Origin of the sequence: Ensifer sp. B1-9, from assembly GCF_050474445.1 — a bacterium.
Taxonomy (GTDB): domain Bacteria; phylum Pseudomonadota; class Alphaproteobacteria; order Rhizobiales; family Rhizobiaceae; genus Ensifer.
Window position 1 is genome coordinate 79,214 of the sequence record NZ_JBCHVG010000001.1, and the last position, 26,532, is coordinate 105,745.

The 26,532-nt window shown below is 64.4% G+C and carries 23 protein-coding genes; 17 read left to right on the forward strand and 6 right to left on the reverse strand.

The annotated features are described in order from the left end of the window. The first annotated feature begins 19 nt into the window (after positions 1-19). The 6 genes from ACQ5BM_RS00390 (at position 20) to ACQ5BM_RS00415 (ending at position 7,492) form a co-directional block, all read left to right on the forward strand. Complete coding sequence (locus ACQ5BM_RS00390; RefSeq protein WP_429806442.1) at positions 20-1,558, forward strand: aromatic amino acid lyase; 1,539 nt, start codon at positions 20-22, stop codon at positions 1,556-1,558. Between the two features lie 29 nt (positions 1,559-1,587). After that, complete coding sequence (locus ACQ5BM_RS00395; protein ID WP_429806444.1) at positions 1,588-2,967, forward strand: dihydroorotase; 1,380 nt, start codon at positions 1,588-1,590, stop codon at positions 2,965-2,967. After that, positions 2,967-4,232 carry a Zn-dependent hydrolase gene (locus ACQ5BM_RS00400; protein ID WP_429806446.1) on the forward strand — a complete coding sequence of 422 codons (1,266 nt, stop codon included), beginning with the start codon at positions 2,967-2,969 and terminating at the stop codon, positions 4,230-4,232. The genes ACQ5BM_RS00395 and ACQ5BM_RS00400 overlap by 1 nt, the downstream gene beginning before the upstream one ends. Before the next feature lies 1 nt (position 4,233). Beyond that, a complete protein-coding gene (locus ACQ5BM_RS00405) occupies positions 4,234-5,328 on the forward strand; it encodes a DUF917 domain-containing protein (RefSeq protein WP_429806448.1) in 1,095 nt (364 codons plus the stop codon). Between the two features lie 13 nt (positions 5,329-5,341). Beyond that, positions 5,342-5,671, forward strand: coding sequence for a TfoX/Sxy family protein (locus ACQ5BM_RS00410; RefSeq protein ID WP_429806449.1), 330 nt, complete (start codon positions 5,342-5,344; stop codon positions 5,669-5,671). A 162-nt stretch (positions 5,672-5,833) separates the two neighbouring features. Further along, entirely contained in the window at positions 5,834-7,492 is a 1,659-nt protein-coding gene (locus ACQ5BM_RS00415; protein ID WP_429806451.1) for a urocanate hydratase, read from the forward strand. Between the two features lie 34 nt (positions 7,493-7,526). Here ACQ5BM_RS00415 and ACQ5BM_RS00420 read toward each other — a convergent pair whose 3' ends face one another. After that, positions 7,527-7,970: a cupin domain-containing protein gene (locus tag ACQ5BM_RS00420; protein WP_429806453.1), complete on the reverse strand. Its 444-nt coding sequence runs from the start codon at positions 7,968-7,970 to the stop codon at positions 7,527-7,529. Positions 7,971-8,041: 71 nt separating this feature from the next. Between ACQ5BM_RS00420 and ACQ5BM_RS00425 the strand changes: the two genes are divergently transcribed. Both ACQ5BM_RS00425 and ACQ5BM_RS00430 read left to right on the forward strand, forming a co-directional pair. Beyond that, positions 8,042-9,670, forward strand: coding sequence for a winged helix-turn-helix domain-containing tetratricopeptide repeat protein (locus ACQ5BM_RS00425; RefSeq protein ID WP_429806455.1), 1,629 nt, complete (start codon positions 8,042-8,044; stop codon positions 9,668-9,670). Between the two features lie 122 nt (positions 9,671-9,792). Continuing rightward, complete coding sequence (locus tag ACQ5BM_RS00430) at positions 9,793-10,599, forward strand: class I SAM-dependent methyltransferase (protein ID WP_429806457.1); 807 nt, start codon at positions 9,793-9,795, stop codon at positions 10,597-10,599. A 91-nt stretch (positions 10,600-10,690) separates the two neighbouring features. Here ACQ5BM_RS00430 and ACQ5BM_RS00435 read toward each other — a convergent pair whose 3' ends face one another. The 5 genes from ACQ5BM_RS00435 to ACQ5BM_RS00455 form a co-directional block, all read right to left on the reverse strand. Beyond that, positions 10,691-11,452: an SDR family NAD(P)-dependent oxidoreductase gene (locus tag ACQ5BM_RS00435; RefSeq protein WP_429806458.1), complete on the reverse strand. Its 762-nt coding sequence runs from the start codon at positions 11,450-11,452 to the stop codon at positions 10,691-10,693. Between the two features lie 4 nt (positions 11,453-11,456). Further along, positions 11,457-12,275 carry an ABC transporter permease gene (locus ACQ5BM_RS00440; RefSeq protein ID WP_429806460.1) on the reverse strand — a complete coding sequence of 273 codons (819 nt, stop codon included), beginning with the start codon at positions 12,273-12,275 and terminating at the stop codon, positions 11,457-11,459. Beyond that, on the reverse strand, positions 12,275-13,141 hold the full coding sequence (locus tag ACQ5BM_RS00445) for an ABC transporter permease (RefSeq protein WP_429806462.1): 867 nt from the start codon (positions 13,139-13,141) through the stop codon (positions 12,275-12,277). The genes ACQ5BM_RS00440 and ACQ5BM_RS00445 overlap by 1 nt, the downstream gene beginning before the upstream one ends. A 283-nt stretch (positions 13,142-13,424) precedes the next feature. Then, positions 13,425-14,585 carry a polyamine ABC transporter substrate-binding protein gene (locus tag ACQ5BM_RS00450; RefSeq protein WP_429806464.1) on the reverse strand — a complete coding sequence of 387 codons (1,161 nt, stop codon included), beginning with the start codon at positions 14,583-14,585 and terminating at the stop codon, positions 13,425-13,427. 66 nt (positions 14,586-14,651) lie between these two features. Then, positions 14,652-15,734: an ABC transporter ATP-binding protein gene (locus ACQ5BM_RS00455; RefSeq protein WP_429806465.1), complete on the reverse strand. Its 1,083-nt coding sequence runs from the start codon at positions 15,732-15,734 to the stop codon at positions 14,652-14,654. Between the two features lie 220 nt (positions 15,735-15,954). On the opposite strand from ACQ5BM_RS00455, the gene ACQ5BM_RS00460 reads away from it, so the two are divergent. The 9 genes from ACQ5BM_RS00460 to ACQ5BM_RS00500 all read left to right on the forward strand — a co-directional run bounded on the left by ACQ5BM_RS00460 (position 15,955) and on the right by ACQ5BM_RS00500 (position 26,503). Beyond that, positions 15,955-16,725 (forward strand): helix-turn-helix transcriptional regulator, encoded by a 771-nt coding sequence (locus ACQ5BM_RS00460; RefSeq protein ID WP_429807638.1) that lies wholly within the window; start codon positions 15,955-15,957, stop codon positions 16,723-16,725. 274 nt (positions 16,726-16,999) lie between these two features. Further along, positions 17,000-17,968, forward strand: a complete 969-nt coding sequence (locus ACQ5BM_RS00465) for a sugar-binding transcriptional regulator (RefSeq protein ID WP_429806467.1) — start codon at positions 17,000-17,002, stop codon at positions 17,966-17,968. 121 nt (positions 17,969-18,089) lie between these two features. Continuing rightward, on the forward strand, positions 18,090-19,532 hold the full coding sequence (locus ACQ5BM_RS00470) for an extracellular solute-binding protein (RefSeq protein ID WP_429806469.1): 1,443 nt from the start codon (positions 18,090-18,092) through the stop codon (positions 19,530-19,532). A 325-nt stretch (positions 19,533-19,857) separates the two neighbouring features. Beyond that, positions 19,858-20,781, forward strand: coding sequence for a carbohydrate ABC transporter permease (locus tag ACQ5BM_RS00475; RefSeq protein ID WP_429806471.1), 924 nt, complete (start codon positions 19,858-19,860; stop codon positions 20,779-20,781). Between the two features lie 10 nt (positions 20,782-20,791). Then, positions 20,792-21,649 (forward strand): carbohydrate ABC transporter permease, encoded by an 858-nt coding sequence (locus ACQ5BM_RS00480; protein WP_173517254.1) that lies wholly within the window; start codon positions 20,792-20,794, stop codon positions 21,647-21,649. A 3-nt stretch (positions 21,650-21,652) separates the two neighbouring features. Beyond that, the gene (locus ACQ5BM_RS00485; protein ID WP_429806474.1) at positions 21,653-22,771 is read left to right on the forward strand and encodes an ABC transporter ATP-binding protein; all 1,119 of its coding nucleotides are present in this window, start codon (positions 21,653-21,655) and stop codon (positions 22,769-22,771) included. Next, entirely contained in the window at positions 22,768-23,892 is a 1,125-nt protein-coding gene (locus tag ACQ5BM_RS00490) for an ABC transporter ATP-binding protein (protein ID WP_429806476.1), read from the forward strand. The genes ACQ5BM_RS00485 and ACQ5BM_RS00490 overlap by 4 nt, the downstream gene beginning before the upstream one ends. Continuing rightward, the gene (locus tag ACQ5BM_RS00495; RefSeq protein WP_429806478.1) at positions 23,892-25,469 is read left to right on the forward strand and encodes an FGGY-family carbohydrate kinase; all 1,578 of its coding nucleotides are present in this window, start codon (positions 23,892-23,894) and stop codon (positions 25,467-25,469) included. The genes ACQ5BM_RS00490 and ACQ5BM_RS00495 overlap by 1 nt, the downstream gene beginning before the upstream one ends. After that, positions 25,466-26,503: a 2-hydroxyacid dehydrogenase gene (locus tag ACQ5BM_RS00500; RefSeq protein WP_429806480.1), complete on the forward strand. Its 1,038-nt coding sequence runs from the start codon at positions 25,466-25,468 to the stop codon at positions 26,501-26,503. The genes ACQ5BM_RS00495 and ACQ5BM_RS00500 overlap by 4 nt, the downstream gene beginning before the upstream one ends. Positions 26,504-26,532: the final 29 nt, after the last annotated feature.

Below are 26,532 nucleotides of genomic sequence, written 5' to 3' on the forward strand. Positions count from 1 at the left end.
CGGAAAGGTTCGTGTCGGCATGCTGCATCAGGTCAAAACCATCGTTCTCTGCGGGAAACCGCTGGACTTCGCGACGCTCGAGGATATCGGGGCGGGAAGGGCGCGGCCGGTGGCGGACGACGGCGGCATGGAGCGCGTGGCCGCAGCCCACAAGGTGATCGCCGACCGCATCGCAATGGGGCTTCCCGTTTATGGCTCCAACACCGGTGTCGGCTCGATGAAGGACCGGCTCTGGACCGCCGGTGATCTTGCGGAGTTCAACAATTCGCTGGTGCGCGCGCACCACTTCGGCACGGGCGAGTTCTTCGCGCCGGCGATCGTGCGCATGGCGATCGCCATCCGCGTCAACACCGCGATGCGCGGCCATACCGGTTGCAGCCCGGAGCTGCTCCGGGCTTTCCTGGCACTTTCCGAACACGACATCATTCCGGCCGTGCGCCGCCATGGCTCGATGGGTTGCGCCGACATCGGCCTGATGGGGCAGATCGCCTCGGTGCTGACCGGCGTCGGCGAGGCCTATTATCAGGGGCGTCTCGTCTCGGCGGAAACGGCGCTTGCCGAGGCTGGCCTGGAACCGTTTGTCATGCAGCCGCGCGACGCGCTGGCAGCGCTCAGCGTCAACGCCATCGCCTTTGCCGCGGCCGCCGACGTGCTGCGCGAGGCTGCCGCGGCGATCCGGGTGCTGCTCGTCACCGGCGTGATGTCGTCGCTGGCGCTCGGTGCGTCCGCCGATCCATGGCGGGTGGCGGCGACGCTTTCGACCCGCGGCGAGGCATTGGTCGGCTCCTGGCTCTATGGCCAATCCGGCATCTCCGACTGGCCGGTGCCGACGGCAATCCACGACCCCTTGAGCCTGCGCATGACGGCCCAGGTCTTCGGCGCCGTCGTCGATACGCTATTGGTCGCCGCCGGCCGGCTGGTGGAGCAGACCTATCTTTCCGACGACAATCCCGTCGTGCTCGGTGGCCAGGTCCATTCTTCCGGCGCATCGCTGCCTTTGACGACGACGCTCTACATCGAGGCGGCGCAGGTCGCCTTTTCCCATGTGGCGCGCAACGTGCTGAACCGCTGCATCCTCCTGTCGAATGGCGGCCGCCGCAATCTCTCGGTCAATCTGGTGGCGCCCGGCGAAGTGGCGACCGGGCTCGGCCCGCTGATGAAGCTCGCGGTCGAGCTCTACATGCGCGTGCAGTCGCTCGCCGTGCCGCTGTCGGCGCAGTCGATCGTTGTGGCTGGCGGGCTCGAAGAGGAAGCGACCTTCCTGCCGCTGATCGTCGAGCGCATGGAAACGCAGGTGCGGGATCTCCGCCAGCTTGCCGCGATCGAGGCGATGCTGTCGGCGCAGGCGATCGACCTCGTCGGCGACCAGCCCCAAGGGATCGTCAAGCGCGCCTATGACCAGACCCGGTCGGTCACCGCGATCTATCTCAAGGACCGGCCGCTTTCGAAGGAGATCGAGGCGCTACAGGAGGCCTTCACCTGTCACGATCTCTTGCGCTCCTTCGTCGCCACCGCGCCGATGCCGGAGTTCGACGACTTCTTCGCGCTCGGCAAGTGATCGAAGACTGATCCAATTGGGAGAACAGCATGTCCGATTTCGATCTCGTTCTGAAAGGCACCGTTGTTCTTCCGCACAGGATCGTTGAGGGCGGCCACGTGGCGGTACGCGACGGCAAGGTCGTGCATGTCGGCCAGGGCGCGGCACCGGCGGCACGCGAGCGGCATGATCTCGGCAATGCCTTGATCCTGCCCGGCGCCGTCGATGCGCAGGTGCATTCGCTGTCGCAGAAGAATCAGGAGGATTTCGTCTGGTCGACGCGCTCGGCTGCCGCCGGCGGTGTCACGACGATCGTCGACATGCCCTATGACGAGGGCAATCTCGTCTGCTCCGCCGAGGCCGTGCGCCGCAAGATCGACCATGCGGGCCCGCAGGCGCGCGTCGATTTCGCGCTTTATGGCACCGTCGACCCGGAAGAGGGCGCGGCGCGGATCGGCGAGATGGTGGAAGCGGGCGTCGCCGCGTTCAAGTTCTCCACCTTCGGCACCGATCCGAAGCGCTTTCCCCGCATTCCGGCCGCCCTTCTCGAAGACTGCTTCCGCGCGATCGCGCCGACCGGGCTTGCCGCAGGCGTGCACAACGAGGACGACGAGGCGGTGCGTGCCGCGATCGACAAGGTGAAGGCGGCCGGGATCACCGACTATCGCGCCCATGGCCTGTCGCGTCCGCCGCTGACGGAACTGCTTGCCACCAACCAGATCTACGAGACCGGCGCGGCCACGGGATGTCCGGCGCATGTGGTGCATTGCTCGCTCGGGCGCGGCTACGAGATCGCCGCCGCCTACCGCGCGCAGGGTCACGCCGCGACGATCGAGTGCTGCATCCATTACCTGACGCTCGACGAGGAGAACGATGTTCGCCGTCTCGGCGGCAAGGCGAAGATCAACCCGCCGATCCGCCCGCGCGCGGAGGTGGAGAAGCTCTGGCGGCACGTGGCCGATGGCCGGGTGACGATGGTTTCGACCGATCATGTGAGCTGGTCGGAAGACCGCAAGACCAATCCGGACATGCTGGCCAACGCGTCGGGCGTGCCGGGGCTGGAAGTCATGGTGCCGCTCTTCGTCATGGGGGCGCTGGAGCGCGGCATTCCGCTGACGCGGGCGGCCGAACTGATGGCGCTCAACCCGGCGCGGCATTTCCGTATCGACCACCAGAAGGGGGCGCTGGAGGCCGGCAAGGACGCCGATATCATCGTCATGACGCCGGAGCCCTATATCTATGACGCCGACGCAAGCGGTCATAACGTTGTCGGCTGGTCGCCCTATAACGGCATGAGCCTGCCCTGGCGGGTGGCTGCGACCTATCTCCGGGGGCAGCTTGTCTTTGATGGCCGCGCGGTGCTGGCCGAGCCGGGCACCGGCCAGTTCGTCCGGCCGCTTGCGACCTTGGTGCTCCAGGAGGCGCGATGATGACGACCCGCATCAACCTGCCTGTCAATGCCGGCCGGATCGCCGGCATCGTCAACGGGCTGGCCGGCATCACCGAGCCGGACCGGCCCCATACGCGCCGCGCCTTCACGCCGCTGTTCCTCGAAGGCCGCGCCTTTCTCGATAGACGTTTTCGTGCGGCTGGCCTCGAAACACGGATCGATGCCGCCGGCAATCTGATCGGCCGGCGCAAGGGGCGCAAATCGGCGCTCGGCACCATCCTTGTCGGCTCCCATTCCGATACGGTGCCGGATGGCGGCCGTTTCGACGGCATCGCCGGCGTGGCGGCAGCGCTCGAAGTGGCGCGGGCGCTCACGGACAACGGCATCGAGCTCGACCATGATCTGGAGATCGTCGATTTCCTGGCCGAGGAAGTGTCGATCTTCGGCGTCTCCTGCGTCGGCAGCCGCGGCATGGCCGGCGTGCTGCCGGATGGCTGGCTGAGCCGCACGCAGGGAGACTTGAGCCTGCGGCAGGGCATCGTCGAAGTGGGTGGTGATCCCTCCCGCCTTTCGGGCTCGAAGCGCTCCGACATCAAGGCCTTCCTGGAACTGCACATCGAGCAGGGTCCGGTGCTGGAAGCCGGGCGGCTCGATGTGGGCGTCGTCACCGCCATCTCCGGAATCACCCGCATCGAGATCATCGTCGAGGGACAGGCCGACCATGCCGGCACGACGCCGATGGGGCATCGCCGCGATGCGCTGGTCGCGGCCTCCCGGCTGGTGCTGGAGATCGAGAAACTGGCGACGGAATTTTCCGGAGGCGACGGGCACTTCACGGCCACGGTCGGCGAGTTCTCGATCGAGCCGAATGCCGCCAATGTGGTGCCGTCCCGCGCGCGGCTGCTGATCGATGCGCGCGCCGAGCTGCGCCCGCAGATGGAGCGGTTCCTCGCCGCACTCGGGCCGCTTTGCCAGGGCGTTGCCGAGGCATCGGGCGTTGCGATCGCGCCTGCCAATGTGATTTCCGACAACCCCCCGACGCCGGGCGATGCGCTGTTGCTGTCAACGCTCGAAGAAAGCTGCGACGCGATCGGTGCCAAACACCGGCGCATGGCGTCCGGCGCCGGCCACGACACCGCCTGGATGGGGCGTATCACCCGCTCGGCGATGATCTTCATTCCGTGCCTCGGCGGGCGCTCGCATGCGCCGGAGGAATGGGCCGAAAACGACGATATCGCGCTCGGCGCCGCCGTGCTCTTCGATGCGGTGAAGAGGCTCGACAAGAAACTGCAGGAGAAGGTGTGAGATGGGCCGGATACTGAAGGAGAAGGACGTCGAGGCGGCGGTCAAGGGCGGTTCCGTCTATGCGGCGGGCGGCGGCGGCTGGGCCGATCATGGCCGCATGCTGGGATATGCCGCGGTCTCGATCGGCAAGCCTGAGCTCGTCTCGATCGACGAACTCGACGCCAACGACTGGGTGGCGACGGCGGCCGCGATCGGTGCGCCCGCTTCGACCACGCCCTGGGAGATGCGCGGCGTCGACTACGTCAAGGCCGTGCAACTTCTGCAGGAGGCACTTGGCGAGAAGCTTTCGGGCCTGATCATCGGCCAGAACGGCAAGTCCTCGACGCTGAATGGCTGGCTGCCTTCGGCGATCCTCGGCACCAAGGTGGTGGATGCCGTCGGCGACATCCGCGCGCACCCGACCGGCGACATGGGCTCGATCGGCCTTGCCGGATCTCCGGAACCGATGATCCAGACGGCCGTTGGCGGAAACCGCGAGGAAAACCGCTACATCGAGCTTGTGGTGCGCGGCGCCACCGCCAAGGTCTCACCTGTCCTGCGCACCGCCTCGGACATGTCCGGCGGCTTCATTGCCTCCTGCCGCAATCCGGTCAGGGCGTCCTATGTGAAGGCCAATGCGGCGCTCGGTGGCATCTCGCTGGCGCTCAGGCTCGGCGAGGCGATCATCGCGGCCGAAGCGAAGGGCGGCAGCGCGGTGATCGATGCGATCGTCCAGACCACCAATGGCGCAATCCTTGCCGAAGGCACGATCACCGACAAATCGGTTGTCTATACCAAGGAAGCCTTCGACATCGGCACGGTGACGCTGGGGAAGGGCGCCGACTCCACGGTATTGCACGTGATGAACGAATATATGGCGGTTGACTCTGCGGAAGGCCGGCGGCTGGCAACCTTCCCCGACGTCATCACCACGCTGGCGTCGGAGGGCGAGCCCTTAAGTGTCGGGCAGCTTCAAGTCGGCATGAAGATCTTCGTGCTGCATGTGCCGAAGACGGTGATCCCGCTGTCCTCCAGCGTGCTCGACCCAACGGTCTATCCGTCGGTCGAAAAGGCGATGGGCATCGAGCTCGCCCGTTACGCGCTTTCCGGAAATTGATGGGAGCGATGTCATGGCGCGCGATGCAGGACTGGAAGAGCTGATCCGGGAAGAACTCGGCGACCGATCCGGGCTTTCGGAGAAGGCAATGTTCGGCGGCTGGGCTTATCTGCTTCGCGGCAACTTGCTGCTCGGCGCACGTGAGGGCTCGCTGCTCGTCAGGCTCGGCAAGGGCAATGACGGCTGGGCGCTCGCGCTTCCCGATATCGAGCTGATGGTGATGAACGGGCGGGCGATGCACGGCTGGGTACGTGCAGGTGCCGATGCCTATGGCGACGATGCGCTGCGCCGGCGTCTGATCGATGGCGCGATTGCTTTCGTGGAGACGCTGCCGCCGAAATAGAAGGGGCGAGTTTCCGCCCTGAGCATTGAAGGGCAGCCAACTTCGCCATCACAAGTGAAGAGCGGCCATCTTTGCCACCATGAGAGAGGGAGCAGCGACCTCTCGCCGCCATGAATGAGTGGGGACAACGACCCTGCCGAGACGACAAAGAGGAACGAGACGATGCCCAAGGCCAATCCCCGTCATCCTGGTTTTCCGATCCCCGGCGGGCCGGAGCTGCGCGCCAAGGGCTGGCGGCAGGAAGCGCTGCTGCGGCTCCTCGAAAACGTGCTTGCGGTCGGCGAGGATCCCGACAATCTCGTCGTCTATGCCGCGCTCGGCAAGGCGGCGCGCAACTGGCCGGCGCATCGCGCCATCGTCAGGACGCTCACCGAAATGGACGAGGACCAGACGCTCATCATCCAGTCGGGCAAACCGGTCGGCCTCTTGAAGACCCATGCCAAGGCGCCGCTCGTCATCATGGCCAATTGCAACATCGTCGGGCAATGGGCAAAGGCCGAGGTTTTCTACGAGCTTCAGCGCAAGGGGCTGATTTGCTGGGGCGGGCTGACGGCCGGCGCCTGGCAATATATCGGCAGTCAGGGCGTGATCCAGGGCACCTACGAGATCTTCATGCGCATTGCCGAGCGCCGTTTCGGCGGCGATCTCTCCGGCCGCTTCGTGCTGACGGCGGGGCTTGGCGGCATGGGAGGCGCGCAGCCACTTGCGGGCCGCATGGCGGGGGCGGCGATCCTCTGTGTCGACATCGATGCGGAACGGGGGAAGAAGCGCCGGGAGATCGGCTATCTCCAGGAGATCGCGCCCGATCTCGACGCGGCGCTCTCGATGATCGACGCGGCGGTGAAAGAGAAGCGGGCGCTCTCCGTCGGCCTCGTCGGCAATGCGGCGGAGATCTATCCGGAGATCGCGCGGCGCGGCATCGTGCCTGACGTGGTGACCGATCAGACCTCGGCGCATGATCTCGTCTATGGCTACGTGCCGAAGGGCATGAGCCTTGAGCAGGTGAAATCGCTGCGCGACGACGGCCAGGGGCAATTGATGGCGGCAAGCCGCGCCTCGATCGTCGAGCATGTGAAGGCGATGCTCGACTTCCAGAAAAAGGGCGCGGAGGTCTTCGACAACGGCAACCTCATTCGCACCCAGGCGCGCGAGGGCGGTGTTGCCAATGCCTTCGACATCCCGATCTTCACCGAAGCCTATCTGCGCCCGCTCTTTGCCCGCGCCATCGGCCCGTTCCGCTGGATGGCACTGTCGGGTGAAGAGAGCGACATCGCCCGCATCGACGATCTGCTCTTGGAAATGTTCCCGGACAACAAAATCATCACCAACTGGATCAGGCTGGCGCGGCAGCATATCCCGTTCGAGGGCCTGCCGGCGCGCATCGCCTGGCTCGGTCACGGCGAGCGCACGGCGCTGGCGCGGCGCGTCAACGAGCTGGTCGCATCCGGCGAGCTCAAGGGGCCGGTTGCGTTTTCCCGCGACCATCTCGACGCCGGCGCCATGGCGCACCCCAACATCATGACCGAGCGGATGAAGGACGGCTCGGACGCGATCGCCGACTGGCCGCTTCTCGACGCGATGCTGCTCTGCTCGTCCATGGCCGATCTCGTCGTCGTGCATTCCGGCGGTGGCGGCTATGCCGGCTACATGACGAGTTGCGGCGTGACGGTCGTTGCCGATGGCACAATGGCCGCCGACGAGCGGCTCGACCATGCGCTCGCCAACGACACCGCGCTCGGCGTCATCCGCTATGCCGATGCGGGGTATGACGAGAGTTTGGAGGAGATCGCCGCCAAGGGCATCGGGCACGTGAAGGTGTGAGGACCTGCGGCTTTGCCAAGTTGTCTCACACCTGTCACGGCACTCTGGAATCCATTTCAGGATAGAGAACAACGCTCTCCTGCGCGGTTGGCTCGTTGCGCGCCCCGACAAAAACGGCTGGCTGGGCACCTCGATTGACGGCTACGTGCAACACATTGGCAGGGATGTACAGATAATCTCCTGGGTGCATCACATCCCGGTGCTGGAGTTGATCGCCACTCCATAGTTCCAACTCTTCACCGCTCAACATGTAGAAGGCAGTCTCGTGGCGCTCATGCACATGCGCCTTGGTGCGCTTTCCAGGCGGGATCGTAGCAATACCGAGCCACAGTGTCGTGGAGCCAACCGACTCCGCACTAATTCCGGGCATGTAATCGGGCCCCTGTTCAGCGCGGTAACCGGCGTCCCCTTTGGACACGAGGGCCTTGCCCCGCGAGAAGCCTGGACGCGCGTCGGTTCGTTCTTTTGAAATCGTCATGTTTCGGTCTCCTCTGTGGTAGTCTGGTGACCTGCGCAAAAGGATCGCAAGAAGACCGGCTGGAGTCCTGAATGGGAGGGCGAAAAGTTCCGAATTCTTCCGAAGACGTCGTGGACGATCGCGTCGAGCCGCAACTGTTCGCGTTCGGGACATTCATCCTCGACATGCAGCTTGGCGCCCTGACGTGTGAAGGGCGGCGGGTCGCAATTGGCCATAAGGGCTTGTTGCTGCTGCACGCGCTGGTGCGAGCGTCGATGCAGGTCGTGAGCAAGTCCGCGCTGATGGAGGCAGCCTGGCCGGAGGCTATCGTTGAGGAGAGCAATCTCTCGGTTCAGATCGCTGCCTTGCGCAAGATGCTGGGCCCGCGACCGGAGGGGAACGAATGGATCGCCACCGTGCCGCGTGCGGGGTATCGTTTTGCCGCCCGGGTGAAAAGCCTGCATGCGGTTGCCGCTGATGCGCCGCCTGCGTTGCCAGGTTCGCCCGCGAACCCGGGCAGACCATCGATCGTGGTCCTACCGTTTGCAAATTTGAGCAGTGACACGCAACAGTCGTATCTGGTCGATGGTATCACCGAAGACGTGATCACCGCGCTCACGAGATTTCGGTGGTTTCGGGTCATCGGGCGCAATTCAAGTTTCGTCTACAAGCACAAGTCGGTGAGTGCCAAGCAGGTGGGCCGAGACCTGGGTGTCGATTACGTGCTCGAAGGAAGCGTGCGCCGCTCCGGCGGCCGTCTTCGGGTCTCCACGCAACTGGTCGAAACCACCTTGGCCAGCCAAGTGTGGGCCGAACGGTATGACCTGGAAATGGAAGAGGCATTCGCAGTTCAAGACGCCATCGCAGAGAGGGTTGCAGGTGCGATTGAACCGGAACTGTTGAAGACGGCATCATTCCCCTCGTCGGCGCGGCACACGGGGAACTTGACGGCGTGGGAGATCGTGCGGCAGGGGACCTGGTATTTCCACCAGGTTGGCCGGCAGACCCACCTGATTGCACGAGAGCTGTTCAGGGAGGCGTGTCGGCTTGACCCCGAACTTGCCGAAGCGCATCTCTGGCTTGGTCGCGTGAGCGCAGGCATCGTCGCCTACGGGTGGAGCGAGCGTCCTTCCGATGACATCAAGGAGGGTTTGGACGCCGCCTTGGCGGCAGTTCGGCTCGACGAAAAGAACCCGTACACACACTATGCGCTGGCGATCTGCAGCGCGTATGCGAATGCGCCTGAGCAGGCGGTCCTTGCCGCCGAAAGGGCGATCGAGATCAGTCCGAGTTTCGCCCTTGGCCACCTTGTCCTGGGAATGGCGGAGCTGTTTAGGGGGAGCGCGTCTGGTGCCATAGCGCCGCTGGAACACGGTCTGATGTTGAACGCCAACGACCCGCAGAACTTCGTTTGGCTGAATTTTCTGGCGCTCGCCCACTTGTTTGCAGGCGACGGAACCAACGCGCTCGCTGCTGCCGTGAGGGCCCAAAAAGTGCGCCCCGCATGGCGGCCGGTCCATGAAACGCTGGCCTGCTGTTATGCGGCGGCTGGGCGTCTTGCAGAGGCTCGATCATCGTGCGCGTTGATGAGCGAAATGGAGAACGCGTCAGGCGACGCTTTAGAGCCGCTCAGACAGCGCAATCCGCATTGGCAGCAACGATTGGCGGAATTGTTGCAACAAATCCCGAGTAACCCGTTTCCGACGCCTCAACCTTCCTGACCTTGCAGGCGATCTGACAACTGTTGCTCCCACCGTTGCTACGGCGCTCAAGCGGTACGCCGGTATCTTGGTGTCGCGCCTGCCCCACGTTACAATGCACGCCTCACTGCCCGGAGGCGATCATGACATCGAGCTTCAATGTGCAGAGTGCTGATGGTTACGAGCAACTGATGGGGCGATGGAGCCGGCAGCTTGCGCCGCTCTTCATTGATTTCGCAGGCGTTGCCGACGGTGAGCGGGTGCTGGATGTCGGCTGCGGCACCGGCAGTCTGACTTTTGCATTGCCGCATGCGGCCAATCTCAGCGAGATTGCCGCAATCGACTTTTCGCCTGTCTTCGTCGAGGCAGCGACCCAGCGTAACACCGATCCCAGGGTCCACATCCGGCAGGCTGATGCCTGCGACCTGCCATTTCCGGAGGGCTATTTTGATCGGGCGCTGGCGCTTCTGGTTCTGCATTTCGTGCCGGAAGCGGAAAAGGCTGTCGCCGAAATGCGCCGTGTCGTGCGGCCGGGCGGCGTGGTCGCCGCTACGGTCTGGGATCATCTCGGCGGTATGTCGGGCATGCGGATGGTGCTCGATACGGTCGCGATGCTGGATGAAAGGGCAGCTCAGGTCCGCAGCCGCTATTGTTTCCAGCCGATGATGCGGCCGGGCGAGATGAAGCAGAGTTTTGAGGCACATGGCCTCGTGGACGTCGAGCAGACCTCACTCCTGATCCGGATGGACTATCAGTCGTTCGAGGATTTTTGGCAGCCGATCGCTGCGGGCGAGGGACCACTCGGCAAATATGTCGGCTCATTGGATCCGGCGCTGCGGGCGAAGGTCGACGCGGCCGTGAGGGCCGCCTACGAAGCCGGCCAGCCGGATGGCCTGCGGTCCTTCGCGTCGGTGGCCTGGGCGTGCCGGGGTATCGTTCCCGGGGCGTGACGGCGTTCTGCTACACACGCAAACCTCATCCCTGTGCTCGTCAGCACCCGGAGGGGCAGAACTGCGCTGGCTATCCCTCAACGCCTGACCTTCACACCACCGTCTCGCCGCCATCCACCACGAGGATCTGGCCGGTCATGTAGGAGGAGCGGTCGGAGACGAGGAAGAGGATCGACTCGGCGATCTCGTCGACGCTTGCCCAGCGGCCGAGCGGCACCTTTTCGCGGATATAGGCTTCGATCGCGCCGCGGCCTCCCATTTGGGCGATGAAGGGCTCGTTGAAGGGCGTATCCACCCAGCCCGGGCAGAGCGCGTTGACGCGGATGCCGTGCCGGGCGTAGTCGCCGGCCATCTGCTTGGTCATGGCGATGACGGCGTGTTTGGTCGTGGTATAGGCGATCATCTCGCGGTCGTAGAGCACGCCTGAGGAGGAGGACGTGTTGACGATGACGCCGCGGCCGGCGGCCCGCATCGACGGCATGACGAGGCGTGCGGCCATGAAATGGGCGCGGACGTTGAGGTTCCAGGAGCGGTCGAAGCCCGGGATCTCGACCTGTTCCAGATCGCCCGCAACCTGCGCGCCGGCATGGTTGTGCAGGATGTCGATGCGGCTGTGGCGATAGAGGATATCGGCGATGCCATCGGCGAGCGCTGCATCATCCGTCACGTCGATGGCGAGTGCCTCGGCGCTGCCGCCCGTTACGGCAATGCCATCGACGGTGGCGCTGGCGGCCGCAAGGCTGCGATCGACGACGACGACATGGGCGCCTTCGCGCGCCATGATTGAGGCACCCGCCTGGCCGATCCCGGAGCCGGCTCCGGTCACGATCGCGACCCGGTCTTTCAGGATCATGGTTTCACTCCCCGGATTTCGTTTTCTTCTCCCGCATCAGGATGCGGGCGGTCAGGATCAGAAGCAGCGAGGCGACGAGGACCAGCGTCGCGATCGCGTTGATCTCGGGCGTCACGCCGCGGCGGATCGAGGCGAAGACGTAGATCGGCAGGGTGGTCTTCGAGCCCGCGACGAAGAAGGCGATGATGAAATCGTCGAAGGAGAAGGTGAAGGCCAAGAGGAAGCCCGCAAGGATCGACGGCAGGATCTGCGGCAGCACGATCAGCCGGAAGGTGGTGAGCGGTGTCGCGTAGAGGTCGCTCGAGGCCTCGACGATATCGCGGCCGAGGCTGGCGATGCGGGCCTTCACGATCATCGTCACCAGCGCCATCGAGAACAGGCCATGGGCGGCGATGATCGAACCGTAGCCGAGCCCGAGCTGCGGCGGCTGCTCACCCGGCCAGATCGCTGCCAACGCCGGATTGACGAAGGAGAAGACGGCGACGAGCGCCACCAGCGTAGCGATGCCGATGACGACGCCGGGCACGACGATGGCTGCGGCAAAGAGCGCATCGAAGATCGCCCGGTTGCGCGGCGCCAGCCGCTCCATGCCAAGCGCCGCCATGGTGCCGAAGACCGCCGCGAGCGTGGCGCTGGTGAAGGCGATCATCAGGCTGTTCTGCAGCGCCGAGACGAGAAAGGTATTGGTCAGCGCCTTGCCGTACCAGGCGGTCGAAAAGCCGGTGAACTCGCTCGCATTGCGCCCCGCATTGAAGGAGAACAGCACGACGAGCGCGATCGGCGCGTAGAGGAAGAGATAGACGGAAGAGATGAAGGCGCGCATCAGACGAGATCCACCTGTCTTGTTCCGGCGACGCGGAAGGCGATGCGCATCGCCACCATCAGCACCACGACGACGACGGCAACGAGTGTGACGGCGATCGCCGAGCCGAAGGGCCAGTTGCGCGATTGCAGGAAGAGATCGACCAGCGCATTGCCGATGAAGAACACCTTGCCGCCGCCCAAGAGCTGCGGGATCAGATATTCGCCGAGCAGCAGGATCGTCACCAGCGCCACGCCGGTCATCACGCCCGGCAGCGACAGGGGCAGCGTGACGCCGAAGAAGGTCGAGACCGGCTTGGCGCCGAGGTCGGCGGAGGCTTCGAGCAGGCGGCGGTCGAGTTTTTCGAGGCTGACATAGATCGGCATGATCATCAGCGGCAGGTAGCCGTAGACGATGCCGAGCAGGACGGCGCCCGGCGTGTTCAGCATTCTCACGTCCTCGATGCCGATCATCGACAAGAGGTTCGGGATGCCGCGCGAGCCGAGGATGTACATCCAGGCATAGGTGCGCACCAAGAGGCTGGTCCAGAAGGGCACGACGACGAGTGAGACAAGGATCAGCCGGTAGCGCGGGTTCGCCTTGACCGCGAGGTAATAGGCAACCGGATAGGCGATCAGCAGGCAGGCGAGCGCACCGATCGGCGCGAGAATCAGCGTGTTCCAGAAAGCCGCCGCCCGCGTCGGCAGGTTGGCGAACTGGGCAAAGGTGAAGGCCGCCTGATAGCCGCCTTCCGGTGCGCGCTCGCCAAAGGCGAAGACCAGCATGGCGATGAAGGGCAGCACGAGGAAGATCATCAGCCAGGCGGCGGCCGGCGCCACCAGCGCCGCCGTCACCAGGTTTCTCTTCGTGTTCGTTGCCGCGGTCATGAAAATGGATCCGTTGAGTTTCAATGGCAATTCGGCCCGCGCGGCAAGGGAAGGGCCCCTCATCCGCCTGCCGGCACCTTCTCCCCGCAGGCGGGGCGAAGGGGACTCGTTGCTCCCGCTCGCCTCCACGCATGCCAAGCGGGAGATGGGAGCGAGGGGCTTGCCGCTTGTCCCTTCTCCCCGTCAGAACGGGGAGAAGGTGCCGGCAGGCGGATGAGGGGCGTTCTCCTCACCGCGCCGATGATGGGCGCTCCCTTTCCGCGTGGGGCAGCCGGATGGCAGATCAAGCCGACTTGAAGCGCGCCATCAGCTCGGCGCGGCCGGGGTCGGTGAGGGTGACGGCGGCGCCGAATTCGAGCGGCGTCAGCGCTGCCTCGTCCGGATAGACGATCTTGTTCGAGGTAACGTCGGCCGGCAGCAGCTTCAGAACGCGGCTGTCGGTGGTCGGCGCGCCGTTGGCGATGTGTTCCTTGACGGCGTTTTCCGGCGTCATCAGGTAGTTGAGCAGCGCGTAACCGGCCGCCTTGTTGGCGGCGCTTTTCGGGATCGCGTAGAAATCCGACCAGATCTCGCCGCCGTCCTTGCCGAGCGTGAACTGGATTTCCGGCATGTCGCGGTTGAGCTGGGCGCCGTCATTGGTCCAGCACATGGTCATCCAGGCATCGGTGGCGCGCATCGACGGCTGGTAGTCGCTGTTGATGGCGTAGAGATGCGGCTTCACCTTGATCAGCAGTTCTTCGGCCTTGGCGAGTTCCTCCGGCTTGATCGAATTGAAGGAGTAGCCGAGCGAGACCAGCGCATTGCCGATGGTGGTGAGCTGGTAGTCGTGGACCATGGCGCGGCCGTCGGCCTCGGTCATGGCGATCTCGAAAAAGTCCTTCCAGCTGGTCACCGGCTTCTTGATCTTGCCGGAGTTGACCGCGATACCGGTCGTGCCCCAGTTTTTCGGCACGGCATAGGTCTTGCTGTCGACGATGCCTTCGTTGGTGAAGCGGGCCGTCTCGGTGGAGGCGTCGTAGTTCGGCAGCTTGGAAAGATCGAGTTCGTCGATGAGGCCGAGCTTCACATAGGTCGAGATCGTGTAGTTGGTGGGAACGAAGAGGTCCCAGCCGGTGCCGCCGGCCTGCAGTTTCGCCAGCATCTCTTCGTTCGAGCCGAAGACGTTGACCTCGACGGCAACGCCGGTTGCCGCCTGGAAGGCCTCGAAGGTCGCGGGGTCATGGTAGTTCGGCCAGGTGGCGATCGACATCTGCGTGCCGAGGTCGCCGGCAAAGGCGGTGGAATTGAAGAGGCCCGGCTGGCGCGCGAGCACCGCGGTCGCAAGCCCGAGGCCGGTGACGCCGAGGAAGTGGCGGCGGGTGACCGAGCCGCGCTTCAGGCGCATCAGTTCGTCGGCGAGCTGATCGGCGGTGATAGGGGCATTTTCTCTGTACCATTTGCTCATGACGCTGTTCCCTTTATCGTTTGACGTACATGCGAAGGTGCCGCCGGTTTTAGGCGGCAAGAGATTTCAGGCTGGAAAGACGTGCAGCGCATTCGGATCGAAGGCGAGGCCGACCTTTTCACCGGGTTCGACGAGCTCGCCGTCGCCAAGCGTGCGGCGGTCGGCCGTCACCAGGAAGTCACCGAGCCCGTCAACCGCGACCGAATATTCGACCGCCGATCCGAGGAAGATGCGGTGCGTGACGGTGCCGGCGAGCGTGTCTGCGCTGGCGGCGCCATTGCGCGTCAGGTGGATCGCCTCCGGCCGCAAGGCCACCATGGCAGCGCCCCTGGTGCCGTTGACCGCCGGGGCGGCGAAGCGGGCGCCGTTGGCAAACCGGACCGAGGCATTGCCGTCGACGGTGGCTGAGATCCGGTTGGTCTTGCCGACGAAATCGGCGACGAAGAGGCTCGCCGGGCGGTCGTAGATTTCCTGCGGCGGCCCGACCTGGACGATGCGACCGGCATTCATGACGCAGACGAAATCGCTCATCGACAGCGCTTCCTCCTGGTCGTGGGTGACGAGCACGAAGGTAATGCCGAGATCGCGCTGCAGCGTCTGCAGTTCGATCTGCATGGCGGTGCGCAGCTTCTTGTCGAGGGCCGCCAAGGGCTCGTCGAGCAGCAGCACCTTCGGCTTGTTGACGATGGCGCGGGCAAGCGCCACGCGTTGCTGCTGGCCGCCGGACATTTCGTGGATGCGACGCTTGCCGAAGCCGCCGAGCCGCACCATTTCCAGCGCTTCCTGGGCGCGCCGGGTGATCTCGCCGGCGGCGATGCGCGGCCGCATCTGCCTCAAGCCGTAGGAGACGTTCTGCTCGACATCGAGGTGCGGGAACAGCGCATAGTGCTGGAACACCATGTTGACCGGGCGGCGGTAGGCGGCCACGCCGTTCATCGGCTCGCCGCTGATGAAGACCGTACCCTCGCTCGGCTGCTCGAAGCCGCCGATCATGCGCAGACACGTGGTCTTGCCGCAGCCGGAGGGGCCCAGCAGCGCCATGAAGGCGCCGCGCGGCACCTCGAGATTGATGTCCGATACGGCCGTCACGGCGCCATAGCGTTTGGCGACCGAACGGAATTCGATGTCGTTCGTCGAAGCGGATGTCACGTTTGTTCCCTGCGGTTGTTATCGGATGTCGCCAGGAATCTCCCGTCCCGGCACTCCACCGTCATTGACACGCAGCCTAGTCACCGCGTGGCCTGCCGGTATATACCCCGAGAGAGGTATTTCAACGTGAGAAGCTCTGTGTGAGGAGTATACCCCTGAAGCGGCAGGCATTGACCGGGGGAGCGGTTTGAGCGTCGATCTCGAAGGACTTTTTCAGGTCATGGCGCCGCTGGTGACGGGCGCGCCGCTGGAAGACGAGGCCGTCGGCACCACCTATCGGCGGTTGATGTCGACGCTGATGACTTTCGACTATGTCGTCGTCTTCGCCTATCGCGGCAAGGAACGGCCGATCGATCTCTACAGCACCTTCAACGCCAAGGACCATGTGCTCTTCGTCAGCCTCTACCAGGCGGGGCCTTATCTGCTCGATCCGTTCTACCATGCGGCGTCGCAGGGCAAGCCCGGCGTCTGGCGGATGCGCGAGCTCGCGCCCGACCGGTTCTTCTCGTCGGAATACTACCGCACCTATTACGTGCAGACGGGGCTTGCCGAGGAGGTCGGCTTCTTCGTGCCGCTCGACGAGCAGATCACCATCGTGCTCTCCTTGATGCGGCGTGAGGCGACGGGGCCGTTCAGCGCGGCGGAGTTTGCGCTGCTGAAGAAGGTCGAGCCCTTGGTCGCCGGCCTCGTACGCCACCACTGGGCGGGTCTCGGCCGGCGATTCGATGCGGCGCTGGCGAAAAACGGCCGCAGCCGCCGCAAGGCGACGCATCCGCCGGCCGATGGCGTCTGGCAGCATCTGAACCTGACGGAACGGGAATCCGCGATCATCGAACTGGTGCTGCAGGGCCATTCGTCGGAATCGATCGGCCTCAGGCTCGGCATCTCCACCGGCACGGTCAAGGTCCACCGCCGCAACGTCTACCGCAAGCTCGGCATCTCCTCGCAGACGCAATTGCTGTCGCTCTATCTGAGAAACCTCGGGCAATAGCGGGCGCGCTCCAGCACCTCCGGCGGCCACGCCGGTGAGGGACGCGGACCGTCAGCGCGTCCATTCCAAAGTCTCTTTCCTCACCGGCTCCTCGCTGCTCCACGCACGTGCGGCAGCGCGCTTCCATCCGCTCTCCTCCACAAACGTGAACGGTCGCCTTGTCGATCGCTCTTGACATTTTTTTCAGGTCATGAAATTTCTTTCATCAGCGGATAAAAATATCACGCGGTGCAAAAAATATCATGCAGCGCAACAAGAGACGCGGGTGGAGACAATGACGATCATCGGTGGCGCAGGCATTCGGGATGACGAGACCAGCATGGCGACGCGGGCGGCCTGGCTGCACTATGCCGGCGGCCTGACCCAGGCCGAGGTTGCCAAGCGGTTGGGTCTCACCTCGCTGAAAGCCCATCGGCTGATCATGAAGGCCAACCAAGAAGGGCTGGTGAAGGTCTATATCGACGGCGAAGTCTCCGAATGCGTCGAACTCGAACAGGCGCTTTCGGCGCGCTACGGCCTCGACTATTGCGAGGTGGTGCCGGACTTCGATTCCGACGATCTGCCGCTGAAGGCGCTCGGCATTTCCGGCGCGCAGTTCCTGAAGCGCGAGATCGAGCGCGGCGAAACGGCGCTGGTCGGCGTCGGCCATGGCCGTACGCTCGCGGCCTGCGTCGAATATCTGCCGCGCATGGCGAGCGGCAACACCCGCTTCGTCTCGCTGCTCGGCGGTCTGACCCGCAAGTTTTCGGCCAATCCGCATGACGTGATCCACCGGTTGGCCGAGCGCACCGGCGCGGAAGCCTATGTCATGCCGGTGCCGTTCTTCGCCAACACGGTCGAGGATCGCGACGTGCTCTTCAGCCAGCGCGGCGTGCGCGAGGTCTTCGATCTCGCCAAGACCGCCGACCTGCTGATGGTCGGCATCGGAACCGTCGAGCGCGAGGCGTCGCTGGTCTCGACCGGCATGATCGAGACCAGCGAGATCGAGGAGATCCAGAAGGGCGGGGCGATGGGCGAATTGCTCGGCCACTTCTTCGACGAGGATGGGGCGCCGGTCGAAACGGCGCTATCCGACCGCACCTTCACGCTCAGCCGCGAGGACCTGAAGAACCGCCGCGCGGTTGCCGTTGCCGGCGGCAAGATCAAGGTGCCGGCCATTCGCGCGGTGCTTGGCAGCGGACACCTGAGCGGCCTCATCACCGATGAGCGGACCGCACGGGCGCTGGCCGCCCGCAGCGCATGAGGCGCTGAGACATTCGAGGCCATGGGGAGGGCAGGGAGGATCTGCCGTCCAGGTCTCAAAGGGAGGAATACCGGTGGGGTAGCCGGCACTGCAATCATACCCGCAACGGAGGAGAAGACGAATGTACGAGAAGGAGAAGGACCTCATCAGCGCGTTCCTGCGTGGGGAGGTGGACCGCCGCGGCATGCTCAAGGGATTGGGCGCGGCAGGCTTGACGGCCGGCACGGCCGGCACGTTGTTCAACATGATGTCGACCCGGGCGCTGGCCGCCGATTTCGACTGGAAGGCCCATTCCGGCAAGAAGCTGAAGCTGCTTCTGAACAAGCACCCCTACGCCGATGCGATGATCGCCAACCTGCAGGCCTTCAAGGATCTGACCGGCATCGAGATCACCTACGACGTGTTTCCCGAAGACGTCTATTTCGACAAGGTGACGGCGGCGCTGTCGTCGGGCTCGGCCGAATACGACGCCTTCATGACCGGCGCCTACATGACCTGGACCTATGGTCCGGCCGGCTGGATCGCCGACCTCAACGAATGGATCAAGGATCCGACCAAGACCAACCCCAACTACAATTGGGACGATTTCCTCGTCGGCGTGAAGAACTCCTGCGCCTGGAACGGCCAGCCGGGCGGGGCGCTGGGTTCGGAAGATGCCAAGCAATGGTGTATCCCGTGGGCGTTCGAACAGAACAACATCACCTATAACCGCGAGATGTTCGACAAGGCCGGCGTCGAACTGCCGAAGAACCTTGACGACATGATCGCGGTCGCGGCCAAGCTGCAGAAGGACATCGGCGGCATCTACGGCATCGGCGTGCGTGGTTCGCGCTCCTGGGCGACGATCCATCCCGGCTTCCTGTCGGGCTATGCCAATTTCAACCAGAAGGACCTGAACGTTTCGGCCGACGGCAAGCTGTCGGCGGCGATGAACACCGCCGAATCCAAGGCGTACCACGCCAAGTTCGTGCAGATGATCCAGGAAAGCGGCCCGAAGGACTGGTCGACCTATACCTGGTACCAGGTGGGCACCGACCTTGGCGCCGGCGCCTCGGCCATGATCTTCGACGCCGATTGCCTGGGCTACTTCATGAACGGCGGCGACAACAAGATGGCCGGCAAGCTCGGCTATGCCGCCTTTGCCGCCAACCCGGAAGCCACGGCCTCGACCCCGAACATCTGGATCTGGTCGCTCGCCATGTCCAACTTCTCCAAGGACAAGGACGCCACCTGGTACTTCCTGCAATGGGCTTCCGGTCCGGAACATGCGCTGTTCGGCGCCACCAAGATGGACTTCGTCGATCCGGTTCGCCAGTCGATCTGGAAGGACGAGATCTTCCGCGAGAAGCTGAACAAGAGCTATCCGGGCTATGTCGAAATGTTCGACGCTTCGGCCGCCGGCGCCTCCATCAAGTTCACGCCGCAGCCGCTGTTCTTCGACGTCACCACCGAATGGGCGGCGACGCTGCAGAAGATGGTCGCCAAGCAGGTGCCGGTCGACGAAGGTCTCGACCAGCTCGCAGAAAGCATCAACCGCCAGCTCCAAGAGGCGGGTCTCGGCTGATAGGCCTCCCAAGCGATGCCCGGCGCCCTAGAGCATTCTGCCCTCAAGTGGAACCACGCGAGGCAGAAAGATGCTCTAGAATCAAAGTGCTAGAGCGTCCTTCGTGCGTTCGTACGAACGCACGGCGCTCCAGTGGCGCCGGGCATCCCGAGATGCCTGTCATGGCCGGCTTGCGACGATCCCGGTCGTCGGAAGCCAAAACGTGGGAGCCGATCTGGCGCGAGGCGCCGAGCTCCAAAGACAACCTGAGATGCCGAGGACTGGCGCGGGCTCGAGCTTCCGCGTGCCGCGTGCTTTCTTCAAGACTTCAGGAACGGAGCTCGACATGGCTTCAACAGAAACCCTTCGCAGACCGGCCTCCGGCTTCAGGATCAGCAGGAAGATGCTTCCCTATGTGCTGAGCCTGCCGGCGCTGCTCGTCTGCATCGGCATCCTCATCCCGTTCTTCACGGCGGTGGTCTATTCCTTCCAGCGCTACCGGCTGAGCCAGCCCTGGAGCCGTCAGTTCAACTGGGGCGAAAACTACCTCAACTTCTTCACCGACCCGGCCTTCTGGAACACGCTCAAGGTATCGCTGCTCTATGCCGGCATCACCGTGACGCTGGAGCTGCTGCTCGGTCTCGGCATTGCGCTGCTCTTGCAGCGCCGCTCGGCGGTCAACAATTTCATCTCGATCATGCTGCTCCTGCCGCTGATGATCGCGCCGGCGCTCGCCGCGCTGATGTGGAAGCTGATGACCAATCCGAGCTTCGGCATCCTCAGCTACCTTGCAAGCCTCATCGGCCTGCATGATTTTCGCTGGGCGTCCTCGCCGGACACGGCACTGCTTACCGTCGTGCTCGTCGATATCTGGGTCTATACGCCTTTCATCATGATCCTGTTGCTTGCGGGGCTGCGCTCGCTGCCGACCCAGCCCTTCGAGGCGGCAGCCCTCGACGGCGTGCCGCGCAGCTTCGTCTTCTTCCGCATTACGCTGCCGATGCTGACGCCTTACATTCTGACGGCGACGCTCTTCCGGCTGCTCGACAGTATCCAGCAATTCGACATCATCTATGCGATGACCCAAGGGGGGCCGGGCAACACGCTTACCGTCTTCCAGGTCGAGGCCTATCTCAATTTCTTCCAGTCGACCAATGTCGGCCGTTCGGCGGCGCTGCTGATCATCCTGTGGGCGATCACCTACACGCTGTCCAACGTCTTCATCAAGAACTGGCTGCGCCTGCGCGAACGCGCTCGCGGCGAAGCGTAAGGAGGTTCCAATGGAAACCATGTCTCCGCTCGAACGGGCCCTGCGCGGTCTCGCCCTTACGCTCGTCGTCGTCTTCTTCATGTTCCCGATCTTCTGGATCTTCCTGATGTCGTTCCAGACGAACGAGACAATCCTCGCCATCCCGCCCTCGGTCATCTTCACGCCGACGCTTTCGAACTATGCGGCGCTGATCACCGGCAAGCTGCAGACGGCCGCCGGTACGCTCGACATCGCCTTCATGAGCAATCTCGGCAACTCGATCTTCCTGTCGGTTGCCTCCGTCGCTGTCTCGCTGGTGCTTGGCGTGCCCGCGGCCTATGCCTTCGCCCGCCACAAGTTCAGGGGCTCGGAAGACATCGCCTTTACGCTTCTATCCTTCCGCTTCGCGCCGCCGCTGCTGGTCCTCCTGCCGCTGACGCAGTATTTCCAGTGGCTCGGCCTCTCCAACACTTACTTTGGCCTGATCTGGGTCTATCAGTTGATCTGCCTGCCGCTCATCCTCTGGATCGTGCGCGGCTATTTCGAGGATATCTCGGCCGACGTCGAATATGCCTATCGCATCGCCGGTCATTCCTGGTTTGCGACCTTCCGAAAGATCGCCCTGCCGCTGGCAGGACCCGGCATTGCCGCTGCCGGCCTGCTCGCCTTCATCTTCGCGTGGAACAATTTCGTCTTCGCGCTGGTGCTGGCCTCCGCCGACAAGCAGCCGGTGACGGTGGGCGCGCTCGCCTTCGTCACGTCCTCGGGCATCCAATACGGGCAGATCGCCGCGGCCATCGTGCTTTCGGTCACGCCGACGCTCGCACTTGCACTCTACGCCCAGCGCTACCTCGTCGAAGGCCTGTCGCTCGGCGCGGTGAAGGGATAAATCATGACCACGCTGCAACTGAAGAATATCGTCAAGCGCTACAAGAGCCAGACGGTTCTCGACGACCTGACGCTCGACGTCGCCGATGGCGAGCGGCTGGTGCTCTTCGGCCCCTCCGGCGCCGGCAAGACCGTGCTGCTGAGATTGGTGGCCGGGGTCATCGAGCCGGACGAGGGCCGGGTGCTGATCGGCGGCGAAGACATGACCGACGTCGATGCGGAACATCGCGGCGTCGGCATGGCCTTCCAGAACTTCGCGCTCTTCCCGCACATGAGCGCCTTCGACAATATCGCCAGCCCGCTGACGGCAACGAAATCCCCGAAGGAGAAGATCGCGGCCGGCGTGCAGAAGGTCGCCAAGCTCCTCAAGATCGACCATGTGCTGAGCCATCACCCGAAGGCGCTTTCCAACGGCCAGAAGCAGCGCACGGCGCTTGCCCGCGCTCTGGTCGGCTCGCCGCCGCTGCTTCTGCTGGATGATCCCTTGCGCAACGTCGATGCCAAGCTCCGCTTCGAGATGCGGCTGGAGCTGCCGCGGCTCTTGGCCGCCGAAGGGGCAACGGTCGTATACGTCACCCAGGATTACAAGGAGGCCATGGCGCTCGGCGACCGGATCGCGGTCATGGCCGCCGGCCGCATCCGCCAGGTCGGCACGCCGCAGGAGATCTACAACTCGCCCGCCGATATCGAGATTGCGCGGCTCTTCGGCGACCCTACCATCAACCTGCTCGATGTTACGCCGCAGCGCAGCGGCGAGGGCGTCTTCGTCGAGCTTTCCAATGTCCGGGTACGGCTGGCCGATTATGGTGGCGATGTCGTCGGCAGGCAGTGCGTTCTCGGCTTGCGTCCGGAAACGATCAGCTTCGTCGACGCCGCGGCACCCGGCGCCATCCCTGTCACGGTGGAGGCGGAAACGCCTCTCAACGAAAAGACCGTGACCTTGGCGCTGACCGTCCGCGGTCGCGAAATCCTGGTGTCGCGCCCGGCCGGTACGCCTGGTCCCACCGCCGGCCCGGCCCATATTGCCGTCAATGGCACCCAGGCCTTTCTTTTCGACAAGGCGAGCGGCGTTCTGCTGCCGCGCGCCGACCTGGCAGCCAAGCGCAATGGAGAAGCGGCATGACCGACACCGCTCTTTTGATCAAGGACGTCGACAAGTTCTACGGCCCCGTCGACTACGGCGTGCACGCCGTAAAGAAGCTGAACATGGATGTCAGGAAGGGCGAGATCATCGCGCTGCTCGGCTCGTCCGGCTGTGGCAAGACCTCGACCTTGCGGATGATCGCCGGCTTCGAGGCGGTGTCGCGCGGCACGATCTCGCTTGCCGCCAAAGAGGTCCAGACCCTGCCGCCGGTGCGCCGCAACGTCGCCATGGCCTTCGAGGGCTATTCGCTCTATCCGCCGCTGACGGTGCGCGAGAACATCGCCTTCGCGCTGAAGGCGTCGAAACTTTCGCAGGGCGTCGTCGACGAGAAGGTGGCGAGCATCGCCAAGCTGCTCGAAATCGAGGACATTCTCGGGCGCTATCCGAGCTCGATCTCCGGCGGCCAACAGCAGCGCGCCTCGCTCGGCCGGGCACTGATCCGCGATGCCAACCTGCATCTGCTCGACGAGCCGATGGGGCAACTGGAGCCGCAGCTTCGGGCGCTGCTGCGCGGCCGGATCAAGCATTACATCAAGGAGCGCGGTCTGACGGCGATCCTCGTCACCCACGACCAGACCGAGGCCAATGCGCTCGCGGATCGCATCGCCGTCATGGAAGGCGGCGTGCTGCAGCAGTTCGACACACCGCAGAAGATCAAGGAGCGTCCGGCCAATCTCTTCACCGGCACCTTCGTCGGCGAGCCGCCGATGAATGTGTTCGAGGCCAGCGTTTCCGGCTCGGAGAGCAAGGTCGCCTTCGGCCTCAAGGACGGCGTGCGGCTCGAATACCCGGCCTCCGACTTCTCGCATGCGGTGCGCGATGCGCTGGTCAAGCGGCAGAAGGTGGTGCTCGGCATCCGGCCCTATTCGGTCCGCCGCAGCGCCGACGGCGTGACGGGCCGTGTCGCCGTCAACCAGTGGCTCGGTGATCAAACCCATATCGCCGCGGATTTCGCCGGCGGTACCATGGTGCTGGTCGAGCACGACCGCACCGAACTCGATGTCGGCGCGCCGATCGGCATCCATCTCGATCCGTCGAGCCTGCATGTCTTCGATGGCGAGAGCGGCCGGGCGATCAGCCATGGACAGGAGCTTGCCTGATGCGAGACATCCTCATCGGCATCGATGCGGGCACCTCGGTCATCAAGTCGGTGGCCTTCGACCTTCGCGGCCGTCAGCTCGCCATGGCGGCGCTGCCGAACGTCTATGAGGCCGTCGGCCGCGCCGGCAGCGTGCAGGATCTCGAGCGCACCTGGGCGGACGCGGCAACGACGCTGAAGCAGCTCTCGGACAAGATCGAAAACCTCCCCGGCCGCGTTGCCGCCATCGCGGTCACCGGTCAGGGAGATGGCACCTGGATGATCGACAAGGCGGGAGCGCCTGTCGGCAAGGGCTGGCTGTGGCTTGATGCGCGCGCCGGCGAGACGGTGGAGCGGCTTCGCGCCGACAGTGGCGATATCGCCCGCTTTCAAAGCACCGGCGCGGGCCTTGCCGCCTGCCAGCAGGGGCCGCAGCTTCGCTGGATGAGCGACCATGCGCCCGAGATGTTGAACGACGTCGCCACGACGTTCCATTGCAAGGACTGGCTCTATTTCAAGCTGACCGGCAAACGGGCGACCGATCCGTCCGAGGCCAATTTCAGCTTCGGCGACTTCCGCACCCGCACCTACAACGACGATGTCATCGTCTTCCTCGGCCTCGAAAAGCTGAAGCATGTGCTGCCCGAGATCGTCGATGGTGCTTCGACCCATCACCTGCTCTCGGCGGAAGCGGCAAGGATCACGGGCCTCACGGAGGGCACGCCTGTTGTGCTTGGCTACGTCGATGTCGTCTGCACCGCGCTTGGCGCCGGGCTCTATGATCCCGGTACTGATACCGGCTGCTCGATCATCGGCTCGACGGGCATGCACATGCGGCTCGCCAATGGCGCCGACGACGTGCGGCTGAATCGGGATCTGACCGGCTACACCATGTGCATGCCGATAGCAGGCACCTATGCGCAGATGCAGTCGAACATGGCGGCGACGCTCAATATCGACTGGATCCTGTCGGTCGCATCCGGGCTGCTGAAGGGCATGGGGGTCGAAAAATCGAAGAGCGAACTGCTGGCTCATGTCGATGGCTGGCTGGCCGATGCCAAGGGCACGCCGCTGATCTTCCAGCCCTATATCTCGGACGCCGGCGAACGCGGGCCGTTCGTCGACGCGACGGCGAGAGCGTCCTTCGTCGGGCTCTCGATAACCCACGGTTTCGGCGACATGGTGAAGGCGGTTTTCGACGGGCTCGCCATGGCGGCGCGCGATTGTTACGCCGAGATGGGGCTGCTTCCGGCGCGCATCCGGCTGACGGGTGGTGCCGCGCGTAGCGCCTCGCTCCGCCGCATCCTCGGAGCGGCGCTCGGCGCCAGTGTCCAGACGAGCGAGCGGGAAGAGGCGGGGGCAGCGGGTGCTGCGATGATCGCCGCCGTCTCGCTCGGCATCTATCCCACGATGGCCGATTGCCTCGGAGATTGGGTCACCCCCTATCAGCGACCGGCGGAAGCCGCCGATCCGGCGCTTGCCCGCCGTTTTGACGAACTCTTCCCCGCCTACCAGCAGTCGCGAACAGCGCTCAGACCCGTGTGGCACGCACTCTCCCAAGGTGCTGACGCCGGAAATCAACAGGAAAGACCGAAATGAAGAAGATAGCCATTATCGGCGACCGGTTCATGCTGCCGGACGTCTTCCGCGACAAGATCGTCGAGGCGACCGGCAACGGCCATGACATCCGCACGCTCGAACTGCCCTGGCCGGACGTGCCGATGGAGCACGGTTATGCCGTCGAAGGCATGGACGGGCTGAAGGAATATCTCGGCAAGCCCGAGGATATCGTCGAATTCATCGGTGACGCCGAAATCCTGGTGACGCAGCTTGCGCCTCTGTCCCGGGGAATGCTCCAGGCGCTGCCCGGTCTGAAGCTCGTCGCCGTCTCGCGCGGCGGCCCCGTCAACATCGACATGGGAGCGGCGCGCGATGCGGGTGTGCGCGTCGTCAACACGCCCGGCCGCAATGCAAGCGCGGTTGCCGAATTCACGCTCGGCGCCATCCTCGCCGAGACCCGGCTGATCCGCACGGGCCACGAGGCTCTGCGCAGGGGCGAATGGCGCGGCGATCTCTACCGGGCCGACCGCACCGGCCGCGAGCTCTCGGAAATGACAGTCGGCGTCATCGGTTACGGCAATATCGGCACCAAGGTGGTGCGCTTGCTGCGCGCCTTCGGCACCAAGGTGCTGGTGCACGATCCCTATGTGCAGCTTTCCGCCGACGATCTCAACGCCGGCGTCGAGCAGGTGGCGCTCGACGATCTTCTCTCGCGTTCCGACCTCGTGACGCTGCATCCGCGCGTGACCGAGGAGACCCGGAACATGATGAATGCCGATACCTTTGCGAAGATGAAGCCGGGCGCGATCTTCGTGAACACGGCGCGCGGACCGCTCTGCGACTATGACGCGCTCTACGAAAACCTGGTGAGCGGCCATCTCTCGGCGGCGATGCTGGAGACCTTCGCGGTGGAGCCGGTGCCGGAGGATTGGCCGCTGCTCAAGCTTCCGAATGTGACGCTGACACCGCATATCGCCGGCGCCTCGGTGCGCACCGTCACCTTCGCCGCCGAAATGGCCGCCGAGGAAGTCCGCCGCTACATCGCCGGCTTGCCGCCGGTTCATCCCTGCTAGAGCGGGATGAGGAAATGTGTGCGGTTTTC

Excerpts from the sequence above, each read along its gene's own strand:
- ACQ5BM_RS00500 (WP_429806480.1), top strand. The coding sequence starts at position 25,466 with ATGAAGAAGATAGCCATTATCGGCGACCGGTTCATGCTGCCGGACGTC.
- ACQ5BM_RS00400 (WP_429806446.1), top strand. The coding sequence starts at position 2,967 with ATGACGACCCGCATCAACCTGCCTGTCAATGCCGGCCGGATCGCCGGC.
- ACQ5BM_RS00435 (WP_429806458.1), bottom strand. The coding sequence starts at position 11,452 with ATGATCCTGAAAGACCGGGTCGCGATCGTGACCGGAGCCGGCTCCGGG.
- ACQ5BM_RS00465 (WP_429806467.1), top strand. The coding sequence starts at position 17,000 with ATGACGATCATCGGTGGCGCAGGCATTCGGGATGACGAGACCAGCATG.
- ACQ5BM_RS00495 (WP_429806478.1), top strand. The coding sequence starts at position 23,892 with ATGCGAGACATCCTCATCGGCATCGATGCGGGCACCTCGGTCATCAAG.
- ACQ5BM_RS00410 (WP_429806449.1), top strand. The coding sequence starts at position 5,342 with ATGGCGCGCGATGCAGGACTGGAAGAGCTGATCCGGGAAGAACTCGGC.
- ACQ5BM_RS00460 (WP_429807638.1), top strand. The coding sequence starts at position 15,955 with ATGGCGCCGCTGGTGACGGGCGCGCCGCTGGAAGACGAGGCCGTCGGC.
- ACQ5BM_RS00390 (WP_429806442.1), top strand. The coding sequence starts at position 20 with ATGCTGCATCAGGTCAAAACCATCGTTCTCTGCGGGAAACCGCTGGAC.
- ACQ5BM_RS00425 (WP_429806455.1), top strand. The coding sequence starts at position 8,042 with ATGGGAGGGCGAAAAGTTCCGAATTCTTCCGAAGACGTCGTGGACGAT.
- ACQ5BM_RS00475 (WP_429806471.1), top strand. The coding sequence starts at position 19,858 with ATGGCTTCAACAGAAACCCTTCGCAGACCGGCCTCCGGCTTCAGGATC.
- ACQ5BM_RS00450 (WP_429806464.1), bottom strand. The coding sequence starts at position 14,585 with ATGAGCAAATGGTACAGAGAAAATGCCCCTATCACCGCCGATCAGCTC.
- ACQ5BM_RS00430 (WP_429806457.1), top strand. The coding sequence starts at position 9,793 with ATGACATCGAGCTTCAATGTGCAGAGTGCTGATGGTTACGAGCAACTG.
- ACQ5BM_RS00485 (WP_429806474.1), top strand. The coding sequence starts at position 21,653 with ATGACCACGCTGCAACTGAAGAATATCGTCAAGCGCTACAAGAGCCAG.
- ACQ5BM_RS00405 (WP_429806448.1), top strand. The coding sequence starts at position 4,234 with ATGGGCCGGATACTGAAGGAGAAGGACGTCGAGGCGGCGGTCAAGGGC.
- ACQ5BM_RS00470 (WP_429806469.1), top strand. The coding sequence starts at position 18,090 with ATGTACGAGAAGGAGAAGGACCTCATCAGCGCGTTCCTGCGTGGGGAG.
- ACQ5BM_RS00440 (WP_429806460.1), bottom strand. The coding sequence starts at position 12,275 with ATGCGCGCCTTCATCTCTTCCGTCTATCTCTTCCTCTACGCGCCGATC.
- ACQ5BM_RS00490 (WP_429806476.1), top strand. The coding sequence starts at position 22,768 with ATGACCGACACCGCTCTTTTGATCAAGGACGTCGACAAGTTCTACGGC.
- ACQ5BM_RS00395 (WP_429806444.1), top strand. The coding sequence starts at position 1,588 with ATGTCCGATTTCGATCTCGTTCTGAAAGGCACCGTTGTTCTTCCGCAC.
- ACQ5BM_RS00480 (WP_173517254.1), top strand. The coding sequence starts at position 20,792 with ATGGAAACCATGTCTCCGCTCGAACGGGCCCTGCGCGGTCTCGCCCTT.
- ACQ5BM_RS00445 (WP_429806462.1), bottom strand. The coding sequence starts at position 13,141 with ATGACCGCGGCAACGAACACGAAGAGAAACCTGGTGACGGCGGCGCTG.
- ACQ5BM_RS00415 (WP_429806451.1), top strand. The coding sequence starts at position 5,834 with ATGCCCAAGGCCAATCCCCGTCATCCTGGTTTTCCGATCCCCGGCGGG.
- ACQ5BM_RS00420 (WP_429806453.1), bottom strand. The coding sequence starts at position 7,970 with ATGACGATTTCAAAAGAACGAACCGACGCGCGTCCAGGCTTCTCGCGG.